This window comes from Mucilaginibacter litoreus (assembly GCF_042676805.1).
Classification (GTDB): domain Bacteria; phylum Bacteroidota; class Bacteroidia; order Sphingobacteriales; family Sphingobacteriaceae; genus Mucilaginibacter; species Mucilaginibacter litoreus.
Genome location: NZ_JBHTHZ010000013.1, coordinates 201,546 through 223,906, shown reverse-complemented (window position 1 = coordinate 223,906; position 22,361 = coordinate 201,546). Strand labels below are relative to the sequence as shown.

21 protein-coding genes are annotated in these 22,361 nt (G+C 41.2%); 9 read left to right on the top strand and 12 right to left on the bottom strand.

Annotated features, from left to right (window positions below):
• The first annotated feature begins 431 nt into the window (after positions 1-431).
• Both uvrA and ACFQZX_RS14385 read left to right on the top strand, forming a co-directional pair.
• A complete protein-coding gene (uvrA, locus tag ACFQZX_RS14390; RefSeq protein ID WP_377116588.1) occupies positions 432-3,278 on the top strand; it encodes an excinuclease ABC subunit UvrA in 2,847 nt (948 codons plus the stop codon).
• A 172-nt stretch (positions 3,279-3,450) separates the two neighbouring features.
• Complete coding sequence (locus ACFQZX_RS14385) at positions 3,451-4,956, top strand: NAD(P)H-hydrate dehydratase (RefSeq protein WP_377116585.1); 1,506 nt, start codon at positions 3,451-3,453, stop codon at positions 4,954-4,956.
• Positions 4,957-5,195: 239 nt separating this feature from the next.
• Here ACFQZX_RS14385 and ACFQZX_RS14380 read toward each other — a convergent pair whose 3' ends face one another.
• From ACFQZX_RS14380 to ACFQZX_RS14355, 6 genes are all read right to left on the bottom strand, one after another.
• Entirely contained in the window at positions 5,196-6,032 is an 837-nt protein-coding gene (locus tag ACFQZX_RS14380) for an anti-sigma factor (RefSeq protein WP_377116583.1), read from the bottom strand.
• Positions 6,032-6,586 carry an RNA polymerase sigma factor gene (locus ACFQZX_RS14375; RefSeq protein ID WP_377116581.1) on the bottom strand — a complete coding sequence of 185 codons (555 nt, stop codon included), beginning with the start codon at positions 6,584-6,586 and terminating at the stop codon, positions 6,032-6,034. Before ACFQZX_RS14375 ends, ACFQZX_RS14380 begins: the two co-directional genes overlap by 1 nt.
• A 25-nt stretch (positions 6,587-6,611) precedes the next feature.
• Positions 6,612-7,490: a lipoyl synthase gene (gene lipA, locus ACFQZX_RS14370; RefSeq protein ID WP_377116579.1), complete on the bottom strand. Its 879-nt coding sequence runs from the start codon at positions 7,488-7,490 to the stop codon at positions 6,612-6,614.
• Positions 7,491-7,722: 232 nt separating this feature from the next.
• The gene (gene ytxJ / locus ACFQZX_RS14365) at positions 7,723-8,052 is read right to left on the bottom strand and encodes a bacillithiol system redox-active protein YtxJ (RefSeq protein WP_377116577.1); all 330 of its coding nucleotides are present in this window, start codon (positions 8,050-8,052) and stop codon (positions 7,723-7,725) included.
• A gap of 227 nt (positions 8,053-8,279) precedes the next feature.
• Positions 8,280-8,777 carry a 6,7-dimethyl-8-ribityllumazine synthase gene (ribH, locus tag ACFQZX_RS14360; RefSeq protein WP_377116575.1) on the bottom strand — a complete coding sequence of 166 codons (498 nt, stop codon included), beginning with the start codon at positions 8,775-8,777 and terminating at the stop codon, positions 8,280-8,282.
• Positions 8,778-8,864: 87 nt separating this feature from the next.
• Positions 8,865-9,539 (bottom strand): tetratricopeptide repeat protein, encoded by a 675-nt coding sequence (locus ACFQZX_RS14355; protein WP_377116572.1) that lies wholly within the window; start codon positions 9,537-9,539, stop codon positions 8,865-8,867.
• 178 nt (positions 9,540-9,717) lie between these two features.
• Between ACFQZX_RS14355 and recF the strand changes: the two genes are divergently transcribed.
• Together recF and ACFQZX_RS14345 are read left to right on the top strand one after the other, a co-directional pair.
• Positions 9,718-10,818 (top strand): DNA replication/repair protein RecF, encoded by a 1,101-nt coding sequence (recF, locus tag ACFQZX_RS14350; protein ID WP_377116570.1) that lies wholly within the window; start codon positions 9,718-9,720, stop codon positions 10,816-10,818.
• Entirely contained in the window at positions 10,811-11,101 is a 291-nt protein-coding gene (locus ACFQZX_RS14345; protein WP_377116568.1) for a DUF721 domain-containing protein, read from the top strand. Before recF ends, ACFQZX_RS14345 begins: the two co-directional genes overlap by 8 nt.
• On the opposite strand, the gene ACFQZX_RS14340 is transcribed toward ACFQZX_RS14345, so the two are convergent.
• Positions 11,102-11,302: a hypothetical protein gene (locus tag ACFQZX_RS14340; protein WP_377116566.1), complete on the bottom strand. Its 201-nt coding sequence runs from the start codon at positions 11,300-11,302 to the stop codon at positions 11,102-11,104. It abuts the gene before it with no gap.
• A gap of 110 nt (positions 11,303-11,412) precedes the next feature.
• Complete coding sequence (locus tag ACFQZX_RS14335) at positions 11,413-11,832, bottom strand: nucleoside-diphosphate kinase (RefSeq protein WP_377116564.1); 420 nt, start codon at positions 11,830-11,832, stop codon at positions 11,413-11,415.
• Positions 11,833-11,955: 123 nt separating this feature from the next.
• On the opposite strand from ACFQZX_RS14335, the gene ACFQZX_RS14330 reads away from it, so the two are divergent.
• Genes ACFQZX_RS14330 through ACFQZX_RS14310 form a run of 5 tightly spaced genes read left to right on the top strand, consistent with a single transcriptional unit; the run spans position 11,956 to position 16,853 of the window.
• On the top strand, positions 11,956-12,966 hold the full coding sequence (locus tag ACFQZX_RS14330) for a DHH family phosphoesterase (protein ID WP_377116562.1): 1,011 nt from the start codon (positions 11,956-11,958) through the stop codon (positions 12,964-12,966).
• Positions 12,967-12,980: 14 nt separating this feature from the next.
• Entirely contained in the window at positions 12,981-13,940 is a 960-nt protein-coding gene (locus ACFQZX_RS14325) for an FKBP-type peptidyl-prolyl cis-trans isomerase (protein WP_377116560.1), read from the top strand.
• Positions 13,941-13,986: 46 nt separating this feature from the next.
• Positions 13,987-14,976 (top strand): FKBP-type peptidyl-prolyl cis-trans isomerase, encoded by a 990-nt coding sequence (locus ACFQZX_RS14320; RefSeq protein ID WP_377116558.1) that lies wholly within the window; start codon positions 13,987-13,989, stop codon positions 14,974-14,976.
• Between the two features lie 49 nt (positions 14,977-15,025).
• Entirely contained in the window at positions 15,026-15,793 is a 768-nt protein-coding gene (locus ACFQZX_RS14315; RefSeq protein ID WP_377116556.1) for a TatD family hydrolase, read from the top strand.
• A gap of 40 nt (positions 15,794-15,833) precedes the next feature.
• Positions 15,834-16,853 (top strand): asparaginase, encoded by a 1,020-nt coding sequence (locus ACFQZX_RS14310; protein WP_377116554.1) that lies wholly within the window; start codon positions 15,834-15,836, stop codon positions 16,851-16,853.
• Between the two features lie 63 nt (positions 16,854-16,916).
• On the opposite strand, the gene ACFQZX_RS14305 is transcribed toward ACFQZX_RS14310, so the two are convergent.
• The 4 genes from ACFQZX_RS14305 to ACFQZX_RS14290 all read right to left on the bottom strand — a co-directional run bounded on the left by ACFQZX_RS14305 (position 16,917) and on the right by ACFQZX_RS14290 (position 22,347).
• Positions 16,917-17,522 (bottom strand): lipoprotein signal peptidase, encoded by a 606-nt coding sequence (locus tag ACFQZX_RS14305; protein WP_377116552.1) that lies wholly within the window; start codon positions 17,520-17,522, stop codon positions 16,917-16,919.
• Positions 17,523-17,900 (bottom strand): TraR/DksA family transcriptional regulator, encoded by a 378-nt coding sequence (locus tag ACFQZX_RS14300; protein ID WP_377116549.1) that lies wholly within the window; start codon positions 17,898-17,900, stop codon positions 17,523-17,525.
• A complete protein-coding gene (locus tag ACFQZX_RS14295; RefSeq protein WP_377117080.1) occupies positions 17,901-21,620 on the bottom strand; it encodes an isoleucine--tRNA ligase in 3,720 nt (1,239 codons plus the stop codon).
• 235 nt (positions 21,621-21,855) lie between these two features.
• On the bottom strand, positions 21,856-22,347 hold the full coding sequence (locus ACFQZX_RS14290; protein ID WP_377116547.1) for a hypothetical protein: 492 nt from the start codon (positions 22,345-22,347) through the stop codon (positions 21,856-21,858).
• Between the last annotated feature and the right edge of the window lie 14 nt (positions 22,348-22,361).

Here is a 22,361-nt window from a genome sequence, read left to right as displayed (position 1 = left end):
TTTCATTTATACTTATAACTTTACTAATTGCCTACTCCTATCATACAAGTGAACAAAAGAATTGGAATATTATAAATTACATTTTTAGTTTAACCATTTACTTCTTGTTGTTCATATTTACGCTCACTATGGTAATGATTTTAAATCGAGTTTATATTATTATGAAAAAGGAAGTTAATAATTAATCAGTTTTCTAAATAGTAACTATTACCTTAAATACTCTCGCCTTCTAACAGATTAACCTTTATAAAACGAATTACAAGCTATTGGTAAATAGGATAAAATTTGTCGATTAATAACTACAGCCATTGCTGCCTTAAGCTGCGCAACTGTTTAAATCACCGTAGGTTTTATGTATATTTGCGAAAATTTTTAGTAAAGATGAACGCTGGCAAACCAAGCCGCGTTTATACTGTTTCCCTGAATAATATATGAGCGAAAAAATAATAGATCTGGGCGAGCAAAGTGAGGTTGAGGTTTATGGCGCCCGGGTACATAATTTAAAAAATATCGATGTATCATTTCCGCGCAACAAACTGGTTGTTATTACCGGTTTAAGCGGCAGCGGCAAATCATCCCTTGCTTTTGATACCATTTATGCCGAAGGCCAGCGCCGTTATATGGAAACATTCTCGGCCTACTCTCGTCAGTTCATGGGCGGGATGGAGCGCCCGGATGTAGATAAAGTATCAGGCCTTAGCCCGGTAATTGCCATCGAACAAAAAACAACCAGCAAAAACCCACGCTCTACCGTTGGTACCATTACCGAGATATATGACTTTATGCGCTTACTTTTTGCCCGAGCAGGGGATGCTTACAGCTACACCACCGGCGAAAAGATGGAACGTATGAGCGAAGACCAGATCTTAAAAACCATCGCTCAGAAGTTTGATGGGCAACCCATAAATATAATGGCCCCTGTGGTAAAAGCCCGTAAAGGCCACTACCGGGAACTGTTTGAGCAGATACGCAAACAGGGCTATCTTAAAGTTTATGTAGACGGCCAGATAATGGACGTGGAACCAAAAATGCAGCTTGACCGTTATAAGATACACGATATTGATGTTGTGGTTGACCGCCTTGTTGTAAGCGAGGCAGACGGTAAACGCCTGTATGATTCTGTGCAATCTGCCCTTAAAATGGCTAAAGGCATTATACGGGTTGCCGACAGGGATAACAATGTAGCTTACTTCAGTAAGTTTTTAATGGACCCGGTATCAGGTATATCTTATGACGAACCGCAGCCCAACACCTTTTCATTTAACTCGCCATACGGCGCCTGCGAAAAGTGCAATGGCCTGGGCTATATTTTTGAGATAGATGAAGCTTCAGTGATCCCAAATCCAAAACTCAGTATAATTAATGGCGGCCTTGCCCCTATTGGCGAATACAGGGAAACCTGGCTATTCCAGGTGCTTAAGGCCCTTGCTAAAAAATATGAGTTTTCGTTATCGGCACCTATAGAAAAGCTTACCCGCGACCAACTGAATATCATTTTGAACGGTGCGCCGGATATGATAACCGTCGCTGTAGAATACAACAAGTGGAACGTACAAAGCTACCAGATAACTTTTGAAGGCATCATCCGTATGCTGGAAGAGCAGCAGGAACGCAGGGGCGACGAGGGCATGGACGACATGGAGAACTACCGTGTTTTACGTACCTGCCCTGTTTGTAATGGCGCACGCCTAAAAAAAGAATCTTTGCACTTTAAGGTTGATGAAAAGAACATCTTTGAGCTGGCCTGCATGGATATTACCACGCTTGATAAGTGGTTCACTAATCTGGAAGACCGGCTTAACGAGCGACAAAATGTTATTGCCAAAGAGATATTAAAAGAAATACGTGCCCGCATTGGCTTTTTGCTGGATGTGGGTTTAAGCTACCTTACCTTAGACCGCACAGCTAAAACTTTATCGGGTGGCGAAGCGCAGCGTATCAGGCTGGCTACACAAATAGGCTCACAACTGATGAATGTGATGTACATTCTGGATGAACCAAGCATCGGCCTGCACCAGCGTGATAATGAGCGACTGATCAACGCTCTTAAAAACCTGCGCGACCTGGGTAATACCGTTTTGGTTGTTGAGCACGACAAGGATATGATCCTGGAGGCCGACCATGTAATTGACATGGGGCCTGCAGCCGGGGTACACGGCGGCACCGTAGTAGCTGAAGGTACACCAGCTCAATTGATGAATGCTACCACCCTTACCACATCATATATCAACGGTAAAAAAGAAATTGCCATTCCCAAAAAAAGGCGCGAGGGCAACGGCAAAACGTTAAGTCTTAAAAAGGCCACCGGCCACAACCTTAAAAAGGTATCAGTTGATTTTCCGTTGGGTAAGCTTATAGGTATAACAGGGGTTTCGGGCAGTGGTAAGTCAAGTTTGATAACCGAGACACTTTATCCAATTCTCAATCATCATTTTTTCCGGGCAAAGAAGCACCCGCTTCCTTATGATAAAATTGAGGGATTGGAACATATTGATAAAGTTATTGAGATAGACCAGACACCTATAGGCCGTACACCCCGATCAAACCCGGCTACTTATACAGGTGTATTCTCAGACATCCGCAATTTGTTTGTTGCCCTTCCCGAGTCACGCATACGTGGTTATAAGCCCGGTCGGTTCTCTTTCAACGTAAAGGGCGGCCGTTGCGAAACTTGCCAGGGAGCCGGCATGAAGGTGATAGAAATGAATTTTTTGCCAGATGTGCAGGTACCATGCGAAGAGTGTCAGGGCCGTCGTTATAACCGCGAAACGCTGGAAGTGCGTTATCGTGGCAAATCCATCAGCGATGTGCTGGATATGAGTATTGAAGATGCTACGCCGTTTTTTGAGCATATACCGTCTATTTACCGTAAGGTTAAAACACTTAATGATGTGGGTTTGGGTTACATTACCTTAGGCCAGGCATCTACCACTTTATCCGGCGGTGAGGCACAACGTGTTAAACTGGCCACAGAACTTTCTAAAAAAGATACCGGTAATACTTTTTATATTTTGGATGAGCCTACAACGGGCCTGCACTTTGAAGACATCAATGTGCTTTTAGGCGTATTAAACCAACTTGTTGAAAAAGGCAATACGGTGCTGGTTATTGAGCACAACCTTGACGTAATTAAAGTAGTTGACCATGTGATTGATCTTGGCCCCGAAGGCGGCTCCGGCGGTGGTAAAATATTGTACAGTGGCACGCCCGAAGGTTTATGCAAAGTAAAGGAAAGCTTTACGGGTAGGTTCTTGAAAAAAGAGATGGGAATTAAGTAAGTACAGCAAGTTGTACAATGCGCTGTAATTTCGACGAGGTGCAATGAAGAAATCTTGTACAAAGCCTGTTTAAACTGGTAGAAGATTCTCTTTACTAAATTTCGTTTCGAAATGGTATTTGTTTTATCAGGCAAGCTCAAACAAAACCCACAAATCCTATCTTTAGGATTATATGCTGCCTTTACTTACATCTAAACAAATACACGAAGCGGACGCGTACACCATAACCCATGAACCCATCAGTTCTATCGATCTGATGGAACGGGCATCAAAGGCTTTTGTGGGCTGGTTTATTAATCACTTTCAGGATAAACAGCAAAGTATTGCTGTTTACTGTGGCACCGGTAATAATGGTGGCGATGGCCTGGCTATCGCCCGTTTACTGCATGAGCATGGCTATAAAAAATTGCAGATTAAAATCACCCGATTTTCAGAAAAGGCAAGTAACGATTTTAACACTAACCTGAAACGCGTAGTAAAAACCAATGTACCGATAGCCGAAATTCAGCCCGGGCAAGAACCATTGAAGGAAAGTGCTGATATAATTATTGATGCTATGCTCGGCAGTGGCTTAAACAAACCTTTGGAAGGCGACTATAAATATCTTGTCGACTACCTGAACAGCATTGATAAAACTGTTGTTGCTGTTGATATACCTACCGGATTTTTTACAGATGGTGAGATAACTAAAGATGCAACCGTCTTAAAGGCCGATCTGGCAATAACCTTTCAACAACCAAAGGTTAACTTTCTACTGCCTGAATCTGGGCAATACATCGGATGTTGTGAGGTAGTAAAGATCGGGCTTGATGAAACATTTCTTAACTCAATTGATACTCCATATTTTTATGTGGAAGAAAAGGATATACGGCGTATTATAAAGCCGCGTAAACGCTTTAGCAATAAAGGCACCTACGGCCATGCGCTTATTGTAGCCGGAAAAGAAAAAACCATGGGAGCTGCTTTGTTATGTGCCTCTGCTTGCGCACATACCGGCGCCGGACTTACAACCGCATGCATACCGCAAAGCGGGCTGATTGCCCTTAACACATCCATGCCCGAAATAATGGCTTTGTTACGTAATGCAGACGAACTTCCTGACATTGAATGGGATAAATTCAGCACAATGGGCATTGGCCCGGGTTTAGGAAAAGGAAATAGTATTTTAAAACTGCTAACGGCTATTTTTGAAAACTTTGATAAACCAGTTATAATAGATGCCGATGCATTAAATGTAATATCTGACAATCATCAATTAGTATCAAAAATAACTAAAGGAAGCATTCTGACACCACACATGAAAGAGTTTGACCGCCTTTTTGGCGAACATACCAGTTGGTGGCAAAGGCTGCAAACAGCAAAATTAAAGGCGAAAGAGCTGGGTATATATATCATTCTGAAAAATGATTATACCATTGTTGCAACGCCCGATGAGAAGCTATACTTTAATTCGACAAGCAATGCTGCAATGGCAAGCGGTGGCATGGGTGATGTGTTGACAGGTGTAATTACATCATTACTTGCACAAAAGTATTCACCGCTTGATGCTTGCCTGTTAGGTGTTTATATACATGGCAAAGCAGGCGATGAGTTGGCCTTACCAAGCCGTCTGCATGTGGTGCTTCCTTCTCGTTTAATCAGCCAAATACCAGTCACAATGGCAAAATTAAAAGCATAAAAAAAGCGAATGCAAGTATCAACATTCGCTTTTTAAACTATTAACTGATCTTATAAAGAACAAAATACTTCTAACTAACTGTATATATGACGCTCAAAATGGTCATTCGTTACAGTTAACAACGCGAAATATTTAATTGTTTGATAATAAGTGGCTCTTTTAACAAATATTTAACATATAAACCGCTTCTCTAATATGAAATGGCTTCTTATAAATATGTAATATTATCAGGAAGTTTATCAGAACTGACCAATAACAACCATTTGATCTAATGTTGGATTGATACTGCCTCCCGCTGGCTCAAGTGTTACAGCAAAACCCTGCGCAGAGGCTATGGTCTTCATTTCCTTTACGCCTGCAGTATCTGCCGTTGGGGTATCAATTACTCCCATATCAACAGGTTTGCCACCTACAAGCGCCCACAACTGATATTGATGCAGTTTATCGTGCCGGGGCAGTTGCATGCTTTTCATGTCTACCATCACTTTTTTATTCACCGAGTTCCAGGCAAGTATCATGGCTGCAGAAGGCGTTTTTGCCGTTCCTTTTAAACGTAATACTTTAAAGGAAGTATCTCGGTACATATCAAGTTGCTCATCCATCAGGTTAACCTGATGCGCAATGCGAATTTTATCAGCTTGCAGGGCAATTAACCTGCTGTTTGAATCCTGTAGCTTGCTATACAAATTAACCAGCCCGTAAATGCTTATAAGCAATAAGGCAAGGCAGGCAACAAAAGCGTATTTGTAAAATTTAGTACGCTGTGGCAGGGTGATTATCTTATCGTCTTCGTACTCTTCTTCGTCGCTATGTTTGCGTTGTTTAGTAAAGATCCGGTCATCACCTAAATTGACAACTACGGTGTTTAATATCTTATTTCTAAGAGATTCTGACGGTTCTATTGCATGTTCTTCGGCAAATTGCTGCATTGATTGTTCCATGTCAGCAATCTCTCCACGCACAGCAGGATATTTTGAAGCCATCTCTTCCACCTGTAACCTTTCTTCTGCGCTTAAATCGCCCAGAACGTAAAGTTCCAGCACCCCGGATTCAATATATGCCTTAACGTCTTCCACTATTCATTAAAATGCTTTCTGAGTTGTTGTATGGCCATTCTTAATCTTGTTTTAATGGTACCTAACGGGATTGCCAATTCTTCGGCAGCCTCCAAATGGGTATAACCCTTAAAATATACCAGGTCAAGAATAGATTTTTGCTCAGGCTTCAAGGTCGAAACCAGGTCCCTTATGCCTAATAACTCCGGATTGTAAACCGTATTCCTTTTTTCGTCAATGAAAGTTACGTTATTTTCAAGCTCATGGTTTTTGCTCTGGTTCTTAAAATCTTTAGACCGTACCTTATCAATAGCCATGTTACGCGCAATGTTCACCATCCACGTAAATAAACGCCCTTTCTCGCTGCTATACCCGTTGAAAGAATTCCATATTTTTACAAAAGTTTCCTGCAATACATCCTCGGCAAGCGTCTCTTCTACCACAATCCTGTAAATAACTCCATAGAGTGATGCAGAATACATATCATAAAGTGCCTCAATCGCAATTTTTTCGCGATTACGTAAGGCAAGGACAAGATCCTCTTCTGATAGTGATATTTTTCTTTTCGGGCTCAAATTATTGTAAGATAGAAAGGAAACATCACATATCAAACAAATGTTTTTCAGCGTGATATGATGAGCGCACAAGGGGCCCGCTTTCTACATATCTAAAGCCCTTTTTCAATCCCCATTCTTTATAGGCAGCAAACTGATCTGGATGTATCCAGTCTACAACCGGATGATGATTACGTGTAGGTTGCAGGTACTGGCCAAGTGTCAAAATATGTACGCCGGCTTCAAGCAAATCGTCCATTGCCTCAAGCACATCTTCTTCTTTTTCACCAAGCCCAAGCATAATGCCTGATTTTGTACGTAAGCCGGCATCAGATATTCTTCTTAATGCTTCAAGGCTTCTATCGTATTTTGCCTGTATACGCACTTCGCGGGTTAAGCGGCGTACAGTTTCCAGATTGTGCGAAACTACTTCAGGGCGAACGGCAATTACACGGTCAAGGTTATCCCAAATACCGCGAAAATCGGGCAATAGCGTTTCAAGTGTGGTTTGAGGGCTTTCCCGGCGGATAGCGTTGATAGTTTCTGCCCAGATAATAGAGCCACCGTCTTTAAGATCATCCCGATCTACAGATGTAATAACGCAGTGTTTAACCTGCATTAATTTAACAGAGTTGGCTACCCTGTTAGGTTCGTCCATATCAACTGCCAGCGGGCGGCCTGTAGCAACGGCACAAAATGAGCAGGAACGAGTGCAGATATTACCCAGTATCATAAAGGTTGCAGTACCTGCGCCCCAACACTCGCCCATGTTAGGGCAATTGCCGCTTTCGCAAATGGTGTGCAATTTATGCGTATCAACCAATCCGCGAACATGAGCATACTCTTTACCCACCGGCAGCTTAACCCTTAGCCAATCAGGTTTGCGTTGTGGTGGGTTTGCTGGTACTACTGGCAAATCTATCATATTACAAAAGTAATTAAAAAGCAATTAACACCCTAAAGGCAGAACAATTGTTATATTATTTTACAGTGAAACGACTGTCAGGGCAGATAGAGAATGGATTAAAGAAGAAAGACAAAAGCACAAAAAGAAAAAAATGGGGAGAAAAGATAATTTTAAGATCTATACAAAAAATCCGCAGCATCAACTCTGCGGATCAAATCTTTATCTTTAGTCTAAAAAATCTTTTATCTGATTACGCCATTACACTCACTGCCTCATCTACAGAGATAGAGCCGTGCGATTGATCTAACACACACTCTCCATCTTTTATAATCAGCATTTGCGGCGACTCGTGGTACACTGCAAAGTCCTGAGCAATTTTATTTGAAAGATCGCGGTGTTTTAGCAAATCTAAAAAATATAAAGGCATGTCTGCAGGCAGGTTATCCCAATCAAGTTCAAAGCGCCTTTTAGCCATCATACTGATAGAGCAACGGGTGCTGTGCTTAAAAATAAGGCTATAGCCCTGGTTCTCTTTTATCTTCTCTATTTGATCAGCCGATTCCAACAATATCCATTCCATAGCACAAAAATAATGTAAAGCGCGTGTTTATAAGTAAAAACAGTGTAAAACTACTTTTAGTTTTAATGAGAAGGCAAAAGGATGTGATACTTAACGGTGGCTTGGGTAGGAGCCGTAAGCCGGGCACAATTTGTTGGAGCATGAGGCCAGGCTTCCTAAAGTAAGCGCTATTACAGCTATTACAAAAATCTTTTTCATTTTGGTTTAAACTTTTATATGAAAACGTTTTAATTAATTAAGGTTTCGTTCAGTTTAGCCATTTTAATGGCCGTAACAGCAGCTTCATCGCCTTTATTGCCATGCTTACCCCCGCTCCTATCAATAGCTTGTTGCTGATTATCTGTTGTTAACACACCAAATATAACAGGTTTTGAATACTTTACAGCAACATTAGTTACTCCATTTGCTACTGCATCGCAAATAAAATCAAAATGCCGTGTTTCGCCCCGTATTACACAGCCTAAACAAATAACCGCATCTACCATTTTATTTTTTAAGATCAGGTCGGCACCGGTGGTTAACTCAAAGCTGCCAGGCACTGTAAAGGAATGAATATTCTCGGGCTTTGCGCCGTACTTTAAAAGAGTGCTGTATGCACCCTGGTAAAGCGCATTGGTTATTTCAGCGTTCCATTCGGCCACAACAATACCAAAGCTAAAACTTTCGGCAGAGGGTATTTCGCTTGCGCTTGAAAAATCAGAAAGGTTTTTTAACTGAGTTGCCATGTACGTATATGTTATAAAAAAATGTCCGGTTTCGGATGCATGAATGAACAAGCACGAAACCGAACATTTTATTATTTTTTATAATATTTATTTTGCCTCAACCCTTGCAATATATTCTTCAATATTTTGCGCTTCAGGGCTTTCCGGGTAATCTGTCTTTATTTTTTTGTAGGTTTCTGCCGCTGCCGCTTTGTCTTTCTTTGCCTCGTAAACCAAACCTAATTTTTTGAGGTAAACCGGGGTTAAAAATTTATTATCGGCTTTATCTGCTGCTTTTTTAAAGTAAGTTTCGGCCTTATCGTAATCTTTAAGCTCAACATAAGCGTCGGCAGTGCAACCAAGGGCCTCTGCTGCAACCATGTGGTCGTCACCGCGATAGTTGGTCAGGTTTTCTATTGCCTGGCGGTACTCACCTTTATTAAGGTAAGCAGTACCCAGGTAGAAATAAGCCAGGTTAGCAACTTTGGTATTACTGTAATCTGATATGATTTTTTTGAACCCAGGATAACCAGCATCACCGTTGATAGCTTTATCCCAATCTTTCTTCGCCCAAAAATCCTGCGCTACGTGCATTTGGTCGGCGGCAGTAACTTCTCTTGGGGCCAGGTACAATTTAAGATAGGCTATGTAAATAATAATCATCACAACAATGGCTGCTGCGATGAATAATAAGCTTTTTTGGTTCTCCTGAATAAAACTACCGCCTTTTACAGCACTGTTTTTCTCTGCTGTAGTTTTAGTATTCACCTCGGTTGCTGACATCTGTATTTAAAAATTAAGTTTGCAAAAATACGGTTTTCAATGCTTTTACCAAATTAAAGTTTTGGGTTTGTTTATTAGCATTTTACCTAACTTACACCTCTTTGCACATAAACAAAAATTATACACTGCCGCAGCCCTGCCAATCCGGTGCAAAAACCTTAAATTTACCCCCCTGAATATGTACCTGCAGCAACTTTCATTTATCAACTTTAAAAACTACACTGAGGCCGAATTATCATTGTCTGACGGTGTAAACGCCTTTGTTGGTAATAACGGAGCCGGCAAAACCAATTTGCTTGATGCAGTGCATTACCTGTCGTTATGCAAAAGCTATTTCAACCCGGTAGATAGCCAGCAGATTAAACAAGGCGCCGACTTTTTTATGATCAACGGCATTTTTGAGAAAAAAGGAAATAAAGAAGTTGTTGCCTGCGGCGTTAAGCGTAACCAAAAAAAACAGTTCAAACGCAACAAAAAGGACTACCAGCGCCTTGCCGACCATATTGGCCTGCTGCCGCTGGTCATGATATCTCCTTATGATATCAGTATTATTATTGAAGGAAGCGAAGAAAGAAGAAAATTTATAGACAACGTCATTTCACAGACCGACGAAAAATATCTTGATGAACTCATAGCTTATAACAAAGTACTGACCAACCGCAATTCGCTTTTAAAGCAGATAGCAGATACGGGGCGTTATGACCCTGAATTGCTAAGCGTTTTTGATGAGCAACTGATTGCATCCGGAACCCGCATCTTTCAAAAACGCCGCAGCTTTATGGATAGCTTTACCCCTATCTTTAATATGCATTATCAATTTATAAGCGGCGATGCGGAACTGGTGGAGCTAAATTATGAGTCGCCATTGCTGACTGATAATTTTGAAAGCCTGCTTAAAAAAAACCATGAGCGCGACCGTATATTAGAACGCACAAGTGCAGGCATACACCGCGACGATTTACAATTCAGCATACATGGCATGGCCATGAAGAAATTTGGCTCACAGGGCCAGCAAAAGTCTTTTTTAATTGCCTTGAAATTAGCCCAATACACGTTTTTAACACAGCAAAAAGGTTTTAAACCCTTGCTTTTGCTTGATGATATATTTGACAAGCTTGATGATAACAGGATCACCAAACTAATGCAAATGGTATCTAACCACGATTTTGGGCAGGTATTTATCACCGACACCAGTATTGAACGTGTGCAGGATATATTTAATAAAATTAATGTTGATGTTAAATTATTTAAAGTAAAGGAAGGGCAAATAGATGCGTAAGGCCAATGACAAATCGCTCAAGGAAGCTATTGAGCAAATGCTTAATGTATACAAGATCAAACGGCGTTATGACGAAACGCATGTTATTGCCGCCTGGCCGCAATTGGTTGGCAAATCGGTTGCTAACCGTACAAAAGAACTTTTTATAAATGATAAAAAACTGTTTTTGCGGATCGAGTCATCAGTTATCAAAAACGAACTGGTAATGATGCGTAACCAGATTATCCAAAAAATTAACGACGAAGCAAATTCAGTACTGGTAGAGGATATAATCTTTTTATGATTACCTACCGCGTGATAAACGTAAACGGGTACTTACTTTTTTAAAGCTATCATCCATTATCTGCGAAAATGCAAGCATGAATATACCCGGGAAGATAAAAGCAAACTGCGCCTCAGGATGATTCCTGAAAATGTCCATAGAAGCCACAATAATACCTACAATTATTACAGAGTAGATGATATACTTAAACAGCAACTTCATAATGGCTAAAGGTTATTACTAATTTTATAAGGTAAAGATATACAAGCACATCAACATTACCAAATTAAAAAATAAATGAGCCCTAAATTGTGGCTCATTTATTTTTAGAGTTAAAATCTTTCAAAAGCTGAGAAAAAGAAATTGCCTTCAATTTCGGCATTTTCATCAGAATCTGAACCATGTACCGCGTTTGCTTCAATTGATTTTGCAAAACGCTGGCGTATGGTACCCTCTTCTGCCTTAGCTGGGTCGGTAGCGCCAATCAGTTTACGAAAATCTGCAACAGCGTTATCTTTTTCTAAAATAGCAGCTACGATAGGCCCCGATGTCATGAAGCCAACTAAATCGTTAAAAAAGCCGCGTTCGCTGTGTACAGCATAAAACTCGCCTGCTTTTTGAGTACTTAATGAGGTGTATTTAAGCGCAATAATCTTAAAACCTGCCTTGGTTATCTGATCTAATATTGCACCGATGTGGCCGTTTGCAACAGCATCGGGCTTTATCATTGTAAAAGTTCTGTTAGTTGCCATTATAATATGCTTTATATTAAGAGGCGCAAAATTAGCGTTTATAACTGAAAACTAAAGCTTTTACGTTAAATATAGTGTTTGTATTTAATTAATTTATTTAGCTTTGCAGCTCTTTAAAAATTGATGTTGGATTTAACCTCGCTTACTGAACTTTTAGCTCAGCCCTGTAAAATAGTAATTACCACTCATCATAAACCGGATGGTGATGCCATGGGGTCTTCTTTAGGACTATATAATTACCTTATACAGCAGGGGCATCACGTTAAGGTTATTACACCTACCGATTATCCGGAGTTTTTAACCTGGATGCCAGGTAACGAAGAAGTTATTATTTATACAGACAATACCGAACTATCCGCACAACTTGTTGCTGATGCCGCACTGATCTTTTGTTTAGACTTTAACGCGCTTAGCCGTATCAACGAGTTAGGCGTGCTTGTTGGCCAAAGCAGTGCATATAAGGTAATGATAGATCATCACCTGGAACCCGAAGATTTTGACGACTACCGCCACTGGGACATCAATGCCTGTGCAGCAGCGCAGCTGGTTTATGATTTTATTGTGAATGTGCTGCAAAAGCCTGAGTATATTAATAAAGATGTGGCAACCTGTTTGTACACAGGCATCATGACAGACTCTGCATCTTTCAGGTTACCAAATACAACATCTGATGTACACCGCATAGTTGCCAACCTTATTGATGCAGGTGCCAACAATTCGCGGATACACGAGCTGGTTTACAATAGCGCGTCTGAAAACCGACTACGCTTTTTAGGCCACTGCCTTGCTAACTGCCTGGAAATTTTGCCCGAATACCATACCGCTATAATTGCTGTTAATAAAGCCGACCTGCAACGGTTTGATATTAATACCGGCGATACCGAAGGAATTGTAAACTATGCACTTTCTATTGCCACTATACGGCTTGCCGCTTTTATTGTTGAAAGGACCGACAGAGTAAAACTTTCATTACGTTCAAAAGCAGAGTTTCCGGCAAATGAAATCTGCAAAAAATATTTTAACGGTGGGGGCCATCGTAATGCAGCCGGAGGTCACTCAGAAACATCGCTTGAAGAAACCGTTCAGAAATTTAAAAACATATTACCCGAGTATAAAAAACTATTAGTACAATAAGAATTAAACAAAACATGAGAAAGAACTTAATGATCATAGCAGTTGCTGCATTAGGGCTGGCAAGCTGCAAGGGCGGATTTAAACAGGGAGAAGGTGGCCTGTTATATAACATCCGTACAGATAAATCAACTCCCAACATCAAAATAGGCGATTTCATCAGCCTTAACCTGATATTGAAAACTGAAAGCGACTCAGTTATCGGCAGTACTTATGATATGGGCCGTCCTATACCACAGATAGTTGAAAAAGCGCCTAAAAAAGGTGATATAACTTCAGTTTTCCCTTTATTGAGCGAAGGCGACAGCGCAACCATCAAATTAAATATCGACTCGATGTTTAAAAAAGGCGCGCCTAAGCCTCCCGGAATAAAAGGTAAATACATTATCTACGAAGTTAAAATTGAGAAGGTAATTGCAAAAGGCAACGCTACTGATGCCGTTTTTCAGGCGCATATAACTGATTACTTTAAAGCACAGACTGACGCCATAAAAAAACAGGAGCCAGCTAAGATTGACAAATTTGTTGCTGATAAAAAACTGAATGTTACCACAACCAAATCTGGCCTTAAATACCAGATCACTAAACCCGGCAGCGGACCTAACCTGGTTCCAGGCGACACTGCAGTATTGAACTATACTGGAAAGTTACTTGACGGAAAAGTATTTGACAGCAGTTTCCAGGATGAAGCAAAAAAATCAAAAGCATTTAACCCGGGCCGTAAATATGAGCCTATTAAAATTGCTGTAGCACAAAGCCCGGTTATACAAGGCTGGACCGAAGGTTTACAATTATTAAACAAAGGATCTAAAGCGACCTTTATTATCCCATCAGCATTGGGTTATGGCGAGCAGGGCGCAGGCGGTTTGATACCTGCATTTGCACCACTTCAGTTTGATATTGAAATACTTAATATAATTAAACCTAACCCTAACGCGCCAAAAACTGCACAACCTGCAGCGCCGGCCGTTAGATAATAAAAGATTAAAACTTAGCCTCCCGGTAAATTCGGGGGGCTTTTTTATGATGAAAAATACTATTTATATACTATTAGCCTTATGCCTGCCATCCTTAAAAGCAGCAGCACAGGTGCAAACCACAGGCAAGGGCGTACAATGCCAAATTTTTTCGGCCAATCCGGGCAAAAAGCTGTCCCCAAATGATGTGATCACCTTTCAGGCTGTTCAAAAAACTGAAAAGGATTCGGTATTGTTCAGTACTTATGAGCAGGGTCAGCCTATTAGAACACAGATAAGGCCATCAACTAATCCGGCCGATCTGATGGATGTTTTTCCGTTATTAAGCGTTAATGACAGCGCGGTTATAAAAGTACCTGTTGATACCGTATTTAAAGGCCATGAAACCGAAATGCCCGCAATGTTCACCAAAGGCGGATATATGGTGTTCAACATAAAAGTATTAAAGGCGCAAACATTAGAAGAGGCTATGGCCGAACGGAATGCAGCAATGGCTAAATTACAGGCTGAAGCTACCAAACTGAAAACTGCCGAATCTGCTTCGCTTGCAGAGTATTTAAAAACAAATAAATTAGCGCCAAGAATTACCCCCTCCGGGTTAAGATATATTGTTAAAACTGCAGGAAAAAAACCAAAGCCTCTTTCCGGAGATACGGTATATGTAAACTATACCGGCCGCACCCTTGACGGCAAAGTGTTTGACAGCAGCATAGAGGAAGATGCTAAAGCAGCCGGCCTAAACCAGCCGGGCCGCACTTACGAGCCTATTAGCTTTGCAGTAGGCACCAGCAGGGTAATTAAAGGCTGGGACGAAGGACTGTTGCTGTTGAATGAAGGCAGCAAAGCAACGTTTATCATTCCGTCTAACCTGGCTTACGGTGAACACGGCGCCGGTGAAGATATTAAGCCCTTCTCGCCGCTTGTTTTCGATCTGGAGCTGGTAAAAGTTGTAAGAGTTCCGCATAAAACGGTTACAACTCCGTTAAAGAAAAAAACCGCAGTAAGAAAACGGTCGACCATTAAAAAGAAAAATTAAATGACAATATAAAAGCCTTCCGAAACGAGGGCTTTTTTATTTTTGCGCCATGGTGCTAACTGATACCCATACACACCTGTATTATGAGGCCGATATTACCAAACGCTCCGAACTGATGGAGCGTTGCAAGGCCAGCAATGTTGATAGATTATTCCTCCCAAATGTCGACGCGGCTTCAGTACCTATGATGTTTGATCTGCTGGAGGCTTATCCGGACAATTGTTACCCGATGCTGGGGCTTCATCCCTGTTCGGTAAAAGATAATTGGGAAGAGGAACTGGCAGTAATTCAGCCGGCGCTGCACCAGCATAAGATTTATGCGATTGGCGAAATAGGTATAGACCTGTATTGGGATAAAACACTTTTGACTGAGCAGATACAAGCATTCAGATTACAGATCAAATGGGCCAAACAGCTCAGGTTACCGATAGTGATACACTGCCGCGACGCTTTTGATGAAGTATATACGGTGTTAGTTGAAGAACAGGACAAGCTGTTACGTGGCATATTCCATTGTTTTACCGGAACGCTTGAACAGGCGCACAAAATAACAGAACTTGGTTTTTACCTAGGTATTGGCGGTGTGGTTACCTATAAAAACAGCGGGATGGATAAGGTAGTTCCGCACATCAGCCTGAATCATATAGTTTTGGAAACTGATTCACCCTACCTCACACCTGTACCTTTTCGTGGTAAGCCAAACGAAAGCTCCTATTTAACTTATATCGCCCAGAAAGTTGCCGACCTTCACCAGATATCTATTGAGCAGGTGGCAAATGTCACCACAGAAAATTCAAAAAAGATATTTGGTATATAATTAACTACTATTTTTACAAGCATAAACCCCAATAACCTAAATGAGCCAAATACTGATCATCTATACCGGAGGGACAATAGGTATGATGAGCGATCCTGTTACCAAGGTGCTGGTACCCATTAATTTTGAACAGATAATGGATAATGTGCCTGAACTGGAGAAGCTTAACTGCAAAATAAAGGTTCACTCGTTTGAACAAATTATCGATTCATCAAACATGAACCCCGAGATATGGGGAGAGCTTGCAGCACTTATAGAAGCGAATTACGATCAGGTTGATGGGTTTGTTATCCTGCACGGTTCAGATACCATGGCTTTTACCGCTTCGGCATTAAGCTTTATGCTTCAAAACCTCAATAAGCCGGTTATTTTTACAGGCTCACAATTGCCCATTAGCGCAGTACGTACAGACGCTAAGGAAAACCTGATGACCGCTATTGAAATAGCCAAAGCAAAAAAGAACGACCGCTCACGCGTGCCTGAAGTTTGTATCTATTTTGATTATAAGCTTTTCAGGGGCAACCGTGCGTTTAAATACAACTCATCAAAGTTCGAGGCTTTCCGCTCACCAAATTATCCTATCCTTGCTGAGTCTGGAGTACATTTGCGTTTTAGTATTAATGATATACGTGAACCCGGAGAAGGCCCGTTAAAGGTGCATAATAACCTGGTTAGCGATGTTGCCGTGTTAAAGCTTTACCCTGGCATAAGCCCTAAAGTGGTTAAAACCATATTGGATGCCGATGTAAGGGGCATTGTAATGGAAACCTTTGGAGCCGGCAATACCACTACCGAGCAATGGTTTGTAGACCTGTTAAAAGAAGCGATTGACAATGGCAAGGTAATATTAGATATTTCGCAATGTAAGGTGGGTACTGTAGAACTTGGCCGTTACGAAACCAGCAAGCAATTAAAAGATATCGGCGTAGCCAATGGCTACGATATGACCTATGAGGCAGCAGTTACCAAGATGATGTACCTGCTTGGTGAAATTGATGACCCTAAAGAAGTTAAACGCTGCCTTGAGATGGATTTAAGGGGCGAGTTAACAGAGTCCTGATCAAAATAAAAGAGCCGCATAAAGCGGCTTTTTATTTGAATGAATATATATTGCTATTCTTTGTTACTCCTCCACAACCTCGCTGTTAGGGTTGCTAACCTCGGGCACCTGGTGTTTAAAATAGCGCTTTTGGTTAATTAGTATCATTATAACCCCTACTGATATGGCAGCATCAGCCAGGTTAAATACCGGCCGGAAAAAGATAAATTCTTCGCCTCCCCACATGGGTACCCAGGTTGGGAAATGCCCTGTTAGCAGCGGAAAATAAAACATATCCACTACCCTGCCATGAAACAGCCCGGCATAATTGTAAATGATACCGTAAAATGTAGAGTCGATAATATTGCCCAGTGCACCTGCCAGGATCAATGCCACCATCATGATCAGCCCCCGGTGATATTTATGTTTGATAAGGTGTACCAGTGCATAGCCAATACCGCATACGGCCACAATCCTGAAAAGCGTAAGGGCAAGTTTACCAAATTCTCCACCCAACTCCATGCCAAACGCCATACCATTGTTTTCGGTATAATGCAGCATACCCCTATCACCCAGAAAGTGGATCTCTTCCTGAAGGACCATGTGTTTTCTTACCCATATCTTGATGATCTGGTCAAGTAGTACAATAAAAGCAGCAGTTAAAAAAGGTTTTGTATAAGCTGCCTTCATTTACTGCTTCATTTTAGCTTCCATTGTCAGCGTAGTATGCGGCACAGCACGCAAACGTTCCTTAGGAATAAGCTTACCGGTTTCGCGGCAGATACCGTAGGTTTTGTTTTCTATACGTACCAAAGCGGCTTCCAACTGCTCGATGAATTTTTTCTGACGGGCAGCCAACTGGTTGATCTGTTCTTTTTCCAAAGTAGCCGAGCCATCTTCAAGCGTTTTGTATGTACCAGCTGTATCGTCTGTACCGTTAGCGTTTGGTGAGCTTAATGATGAAGCAAGCGAATTCAACTCTTCTTTAGAGCTGCGTAGCTTATCTAACAGTAACTCTTTAAATTCCTTTAATTCTGCGTCAGAATACCTTGTTTTTTCGTTTTCCATTTAACTTTTAGTTATAGCCATCAATATCTCAAATTCGTCAATTACAACTTTATCGCCTTCGGTTAGCGCATTATGGTGTATAATGCTATCTGCTAAAACCTCGGCACAAATATAATTAAGGTTATTTTCTACCGCTTTCCATACCTGTTCGCCACAATTTACCTTTACGCCTATCCTATCGGTAACCTCAAAGCCTTTAGTTTTGCGCAGGTTTTGCACGCGGTTGATAAATTCGCGGGCGTAACCTTCCTCTTTCAATTGTTCGGTTATCGTAACATCTAAAGCCACGGTTAGTTTTCCTAAATTTGCAACTTGCCATCCTGGTACGTCTTCGGCTATTATTTCTACATCTGAAGGCTGTATAGCATATTTACCATCGAGTATCCAGATGGTTCCTTCACTTTCCAGTTTGGTGATATCTTCCTGACTTAAAGCATTTATAGCCGCAGCCACATCTTTCATGTCCTTACCTACTTTAGCGCCAAGGGCTTTAAAATTCGGCTTTATTTTCTTTTTAATAAAACCTGCGGTATCTGTAATGTATTCTATTCCTTTTATATTGGTCTCAGAAAGTATAAGCTCCTTTACCAGCTCAACCTGCTGTTTAAAGTTACTATCCAATATAGGCAGTAATATCTTGCTAAGCGGGCGCCTTACAGGTATCTCAACCTTCTTACGTAATGATAATACCAATGATGAAACATCCTGCGCCAGTTGCATCCGCTCCTCAAGGGCCTTATCAACTAACTCGGTATGATATTCAGGAAAGTAAGCCAGGTGAACCGATTCAAATTCTTCTTTGCCGGTAACATTGTTAAGGTCATTGTATAAACGCTCTGCAAAGAACGGCGCTATAGGCGACATCAACTTGCTGATAGTAATTAAGCAAGTATATAACGTTTGATAAGCCGATAACTTATCTTCAGAGTTATCTGATTTCCAGAAACGGCGACGGCCTAAACGTACATACCAGTTACTTAAATGCTCGTCTACAAACTCCTGTACCGCACGGGCTGCTTTGGTCGGCTCGAAATCGGCGTAATATCCGTCAACCTCCTGGCTTAGCGTATTCAACAGCGAAAGTATCCAGCGGTCAAGCTCAGGGCGGCTTTCAATAGCGATATCGGCCTCTTCATATTTAAACTTATCTATGTTAGCGTAAAGCACAAAGAACGAGTAAGTATTATAAAGCGTACCAAAGAACTTACGGCGTACCTCGTCTAAACCCTCCGTATTAAATTTAAGGTTATCCCACGGCGATGCGTTGCTGATCATGTACCAGCGGGCGGCATCGGCTCCAACCTGCTCTATAGTAGCAAACGGATCCACACCATTACCCAAACGCTTAGACATTTTGTTACCGTTTTTATCCAACACCAAACCGTTCGAGATAACGTTCTTGAACGCGATACCACGGTTGCCAACCTTCTCATTAACGGCTTTTACTTCGTCGCTTGCTTCGCTTAGCATTACGGCTATGGCGTGCAGGGTAAAGAACCAGCCGCGGGTTTGGTCAACGCCTTCCGCAATGAAATCAGCTGGGTAGGCTGCTTCAAATTCTTCTTTATTCTCAAAAGGGAAATGCCATTGCGCATACGGCATTGCACCGCTATCAAACCAAACGTCAATAAGGTCTGGTTCTCTATAATAAAAAATATTTCCAGCAGTCTCGCTTTGCTTTATAATTACTATATTATCTACGTAAGGCCTATGAAGGTCTATTTCATTGTTTGAAAAATATTGATTTAAGTCTTCAGAATAATCTTCAATAAAAGATTCAAATTCAGGAAGTCCGTTTAAAGTCGTCAACAAACTCTTAAGTTCATCCAACGATATCTCACCACTTATTGCAGTTTTTTTTATCCTTTCTCTGAAAGAATTCTCATGTATAATACGCGAATTGGCAAAAGCACCTTCAAAAGTTTCCCCTAAAGACAAAATATCATTGTCACCAATGATCGAATGGTATTTTTTGAAAAAAGCCTCTGAATTATCATTTATATCAGAAGCAATTCTATTTAAATGAAAATATCGCGATCTGAAATTCTCTCCGCAATTGATTAATTCTTTTTGGCTACCAATACATAGATCCTTAAACTCTTCGACTTTTGTATTAGCACCAACAGTCGAAGTTACAGCGCGAACTGTTGGACGCCAGATAGGCAGTGGGGTACCCCAGTAGCGTGAGCGCGAAAGGTTCCAGTCCACCAGGTTTTCCAGCCAGTTGCCAAAGCGGCCCGTGCCGGTGCTTTCCGGTTTCCAGTTGATGGTTTTGTTTAGCTCCACCATCTTATCCTTAACGGCAGTGGTACGGATGAACCAGCTATCCAGCGGATAGTATAATATAGGTTCATCAGAACGCCAGGAGTGGGGGTAACTGTGCTCGTACTTTTGTACGTTAAAGGCTTTGTTTTCTTCTTTTAATTTTATAGAGATCAAAACGTCGGTCGCTTTAAAATCAGCAGCCGAGCGCTCAGCATCAGTATAATATTCTTCCTTAACGTAACGGCCGGCAAAGTCGGTCACCTCGTTTACAAAACGGCCTTGCTTATCAACCAGTGGTACATCCTTGCCAAACTCGTCCTTCACCATTACCGATGGCACGTTGTTTTCCTTACATGCCCTAAAGTCATCTGCGCCGAAAACAGATGCGGTATGTACAATACCTGTACCATCACCTGTGGTAACAAAATCAGCAGGAATAACGCGGAAAGCATTTTTCTCCAGATCTTCGTTTGTTACATAAGGCATTAACTGGTAATAATGGATGCCAACCAGGTCAGTGCCTTTAAATTCGCCTGCCACCTTCCATGGGATGATCTTATCGCCACCTTTGTAATCATCAAAAGAGGCATTTTCACCATCTGCTTTAAAGTATTTGCCAACCAGTTCTTTGGCCAGCACCACACAAACCGGCTTATAGGTATAAGGGTTAAAGGTATTTATCTTAACATAAGTAATGTCTTCACCAACAGCTAATGCGCAATTTGATGGCAGTGTCCATGGGGTAGTTGTCCATGCCAGGATGAAAACATCCGTATCAACTCCATCAAACAAAAACTCCGAGTCGCTATCGCGTTTTACCTTAAACTGGGCGGTAATGGTAGTGTCCTTTACCATTTTATAAGTACCCGGCTGGTTCAGCTCGTGCGAGCTAAGGCCGGTGCCCGATTTTGGAGAATATGGTTGTACGGTATAACCCTTGTATAAAAGATTTTTATTGTAAAGTTCTTTTAAGATCCACCAAAGGGTTTCAATGTACTCGTTTTCGTAAGTAACATAAGGGTTTTCAAGATCAACCCAGTAACCCATCTTTTCGGTAAGGTCATTCCATACGTCGGTATATTTCATTACCTCCTTACGGCAGGCGTCGTTATATTCTTTAACGGATATCTTTTTGCCGATATCGTCTTTTGTAATGCCCAAACCTTTTTCAACTGCCAGCTCTATGGGCAGGCCGTGGGTATCCCAACCGCCTTTACGTTTAACCTGGTAACCTTTAAGGGTTTTATAACGGCAAAAAATATCCTTGATAGAGCGGGCCATTACATGGTGGATACCCGGCATACCGTTAGCGCTTGGCGGACCCTCGTAAAATGTATAAGGGTTAGTTGCCGGGCGGCTGCTGATACTTTTCTCAAAGATGTTGTTCTGTTTCCAGAAATCAAGTACTTCCTTGCCTGTTTTCGATAGATCTAATTGCTTATATTCCTTGTACATCAATATGTTCGCCTCGAATTTTAAAGGTTGCAAAAATAGGTATTTTAATTGGTAAAACTAAGAGTAATGCTTATAGCAACCTAAGCTTTACCTACTGATAACATAAGAACCAGTATCAATTCCGTGCTATAAAAGTGGAATACATTTCTTCTGCTTTTATTCGCAGTAAAGAAATAGAGTTATTCAAGGACCGGAGGCAGATGATAGAAATTGTCCGTTAATGATACTGAATTTCCTATTTCTCGTAAACCGAAGCTTTTAAGGTTACAGAAAGGCTTGGTGATGGCGGAGCAACAAGTATCTGAGGTACAGAAATCGCTATCTTTCCATCTTTTTGTATAGTTACATCAATAAAGTAATCTTTATCATGGTAAGCATCATAATATCCTCTACCGCTTTCATCAAATGCATCAATATAACATTCATCTGCTGCAGGTGCTTCACTATTTTCCCGGGCAAATTTATACTTACCTGCAGTAGTAGGGTACTCTTTAAACATAATAAATAAGGCGGCTTTACTTCCTTCTTTACCGTCTTTAAACAAAATACCTTTTTTTTGAGGAACTAAACTGTAATGACTGCTGCTTCCTACCGTGTATGTTTTGCCGTCGAGTGTCCAAGTGTTATCTGCTACAGGGTTAGGATTGTTTTCCGCGCTTTTTTTGCAACTCAAAAAAGTTAACAGGCAAATAGCCAATGCGGCTATAGAAATTTTATAATTATGCATAAGGTTTATTTATT

What these genes read in the sequence shown, in the direction of transcription:
- uvrA (WP_377116588.1), top strand. Translation starts at nt 432, where the DNA reads ATGAGCGAAAAAATAATAGATCTGGGCGAGCAAAGTGAGGTTGAGGTT.
- ACFQZX_RS14385 (WP_377116585.1), top strand. Translation starts at nt 3,451, where the DNA reads ATGCTGCCTTTACTTACATCTAAACAAATACACGAAGCGGACGCGTAC.
- lipA (WP_377116579.1), bottom strand. Translation starts at nt 7,490, where the DNA reads ATGATAGATTTGCCAGTAGTACCAGCAAACCCACCACAACGCAAACCT.
- ytxJ (WP_377116577.1), bottom strand. Translation starts at nt 8,052, where the DNA reads ATGGAATGGATATTGTTGGAATCGGCTGATCAAATAGAGAAGATAAAA.
- ribH (WP_377116575.1), bottom strand. Translation starts at nt 8,777, where the DNA reads ATGGCAACTCAGTTAAAAAACCTTTCTGATTTTTCAAGCGCAAGCGAA.
- ACFQZX_RS14355 (WP_377116572.1), bottom strand. Translation starts at nt 9,539, where the DNA reads ATGTCAGCAACCGAGGTGAATACTAAAACTACAGCAGAGAAAAACAGT.
- recF (WP_377116570.1), top strand. Translation starts at nt 9,718, where the DNA reads ATGTACCTGCAGCAACTTTCATTTATCAACTTTAAAAACTACACTGAG.
- ACFQZX_RS14345 (WP_377116568.1), top strand. Translation starts at nt 10,811, where the DNA reads ATGCGTAAGGCCAATGACAAATCGCTCAAGGAAGCTATTGAGCAAATG.
- ACFQZX_RS14340 (WP_377116566.1), bottom strand. Translation starts at nt 11,302, where the DNA reads ATGAAGTTGCTGTTTAAGTATATCATCTACTCTGTAATAATTGTAGGT.
- ACFQZX_RS14335 (WP_377116564.1), bottom strand. Translation starts at nt 11,832, where the DNA reads ATGGCAACTAACAGAACTTTTACAATGATAAAGCCCGATGCTGTTGCA.
- ACFQZX_RS14330 (WP_377116562.1), top strand. Translation starts at nt 11,956, where the DNA reads ATGTTGGATTTAACCTCGCTTACTGAACTTTTAGCTCAGCCCTGTAAA.
- ACFQZX_RS14325 (WP_377116560.1), top strand. Translation starts at nt 12,981, where the DNA reads ATGAGAAAGAACTTAATGATCATAGCAGTTGCTGCATTAGGGCTGGCA.
- ACFQZX_RS14320 (WP_377116558.1), top strand. Translation starts at nt 13,987, where the DNA reads ATGATGAAAAATACTATTTATATACTATTAGCCTTATGCCTGCCATCC.
- ACFQZX_RS14315 (WP_377116556.1), top strand. Translation starts at nt 15,026, where the DNA reads ATGGTGCTAACTGATACCCATACACACCTGTATTATGAGGCCGATATT.
- ACFQZX_RS14310 (WP_377116554.1), top strand. Translation starts at nt 15,834, where the DNA reads ATGAGCCAAATACTGATCATCTATACCGGAGGGACAATAGGTATGATG.
- ACFQZX_RS14305 (WP_377116552.1), bottom strand. Translation starts at nt 17,522, where the DNA reads ATGAAGGCAGCTTATACAAAACCTTTTTTAACTGCTGCTTTTATTGTA.
- ACFQZX_RS14300 (WP_377116549.1), bottom strand. Translation starts at nt 17,900, where the DNA reads ATGGAAAACGAAAAAACAAGGTATTCTGACGCAGAATTAAAGGAATTT.
- ACFQZX_RS14295 (WP_377117080.1), bottom strand. Translation starts at nt 21,620, where the DNA reads ATGTACAAGGAATATAAGCAATTAGATCTATCGAAAACAGGCAAGGAA.
- ACFQZX_RS14290 (WP_377116547.1), bottom strand. Translation starts at nt 22,347, where the DNA reads ATGCATAATTATAAAATTTCTATAGCCGCATTGGCTATTTGCCTGTTA.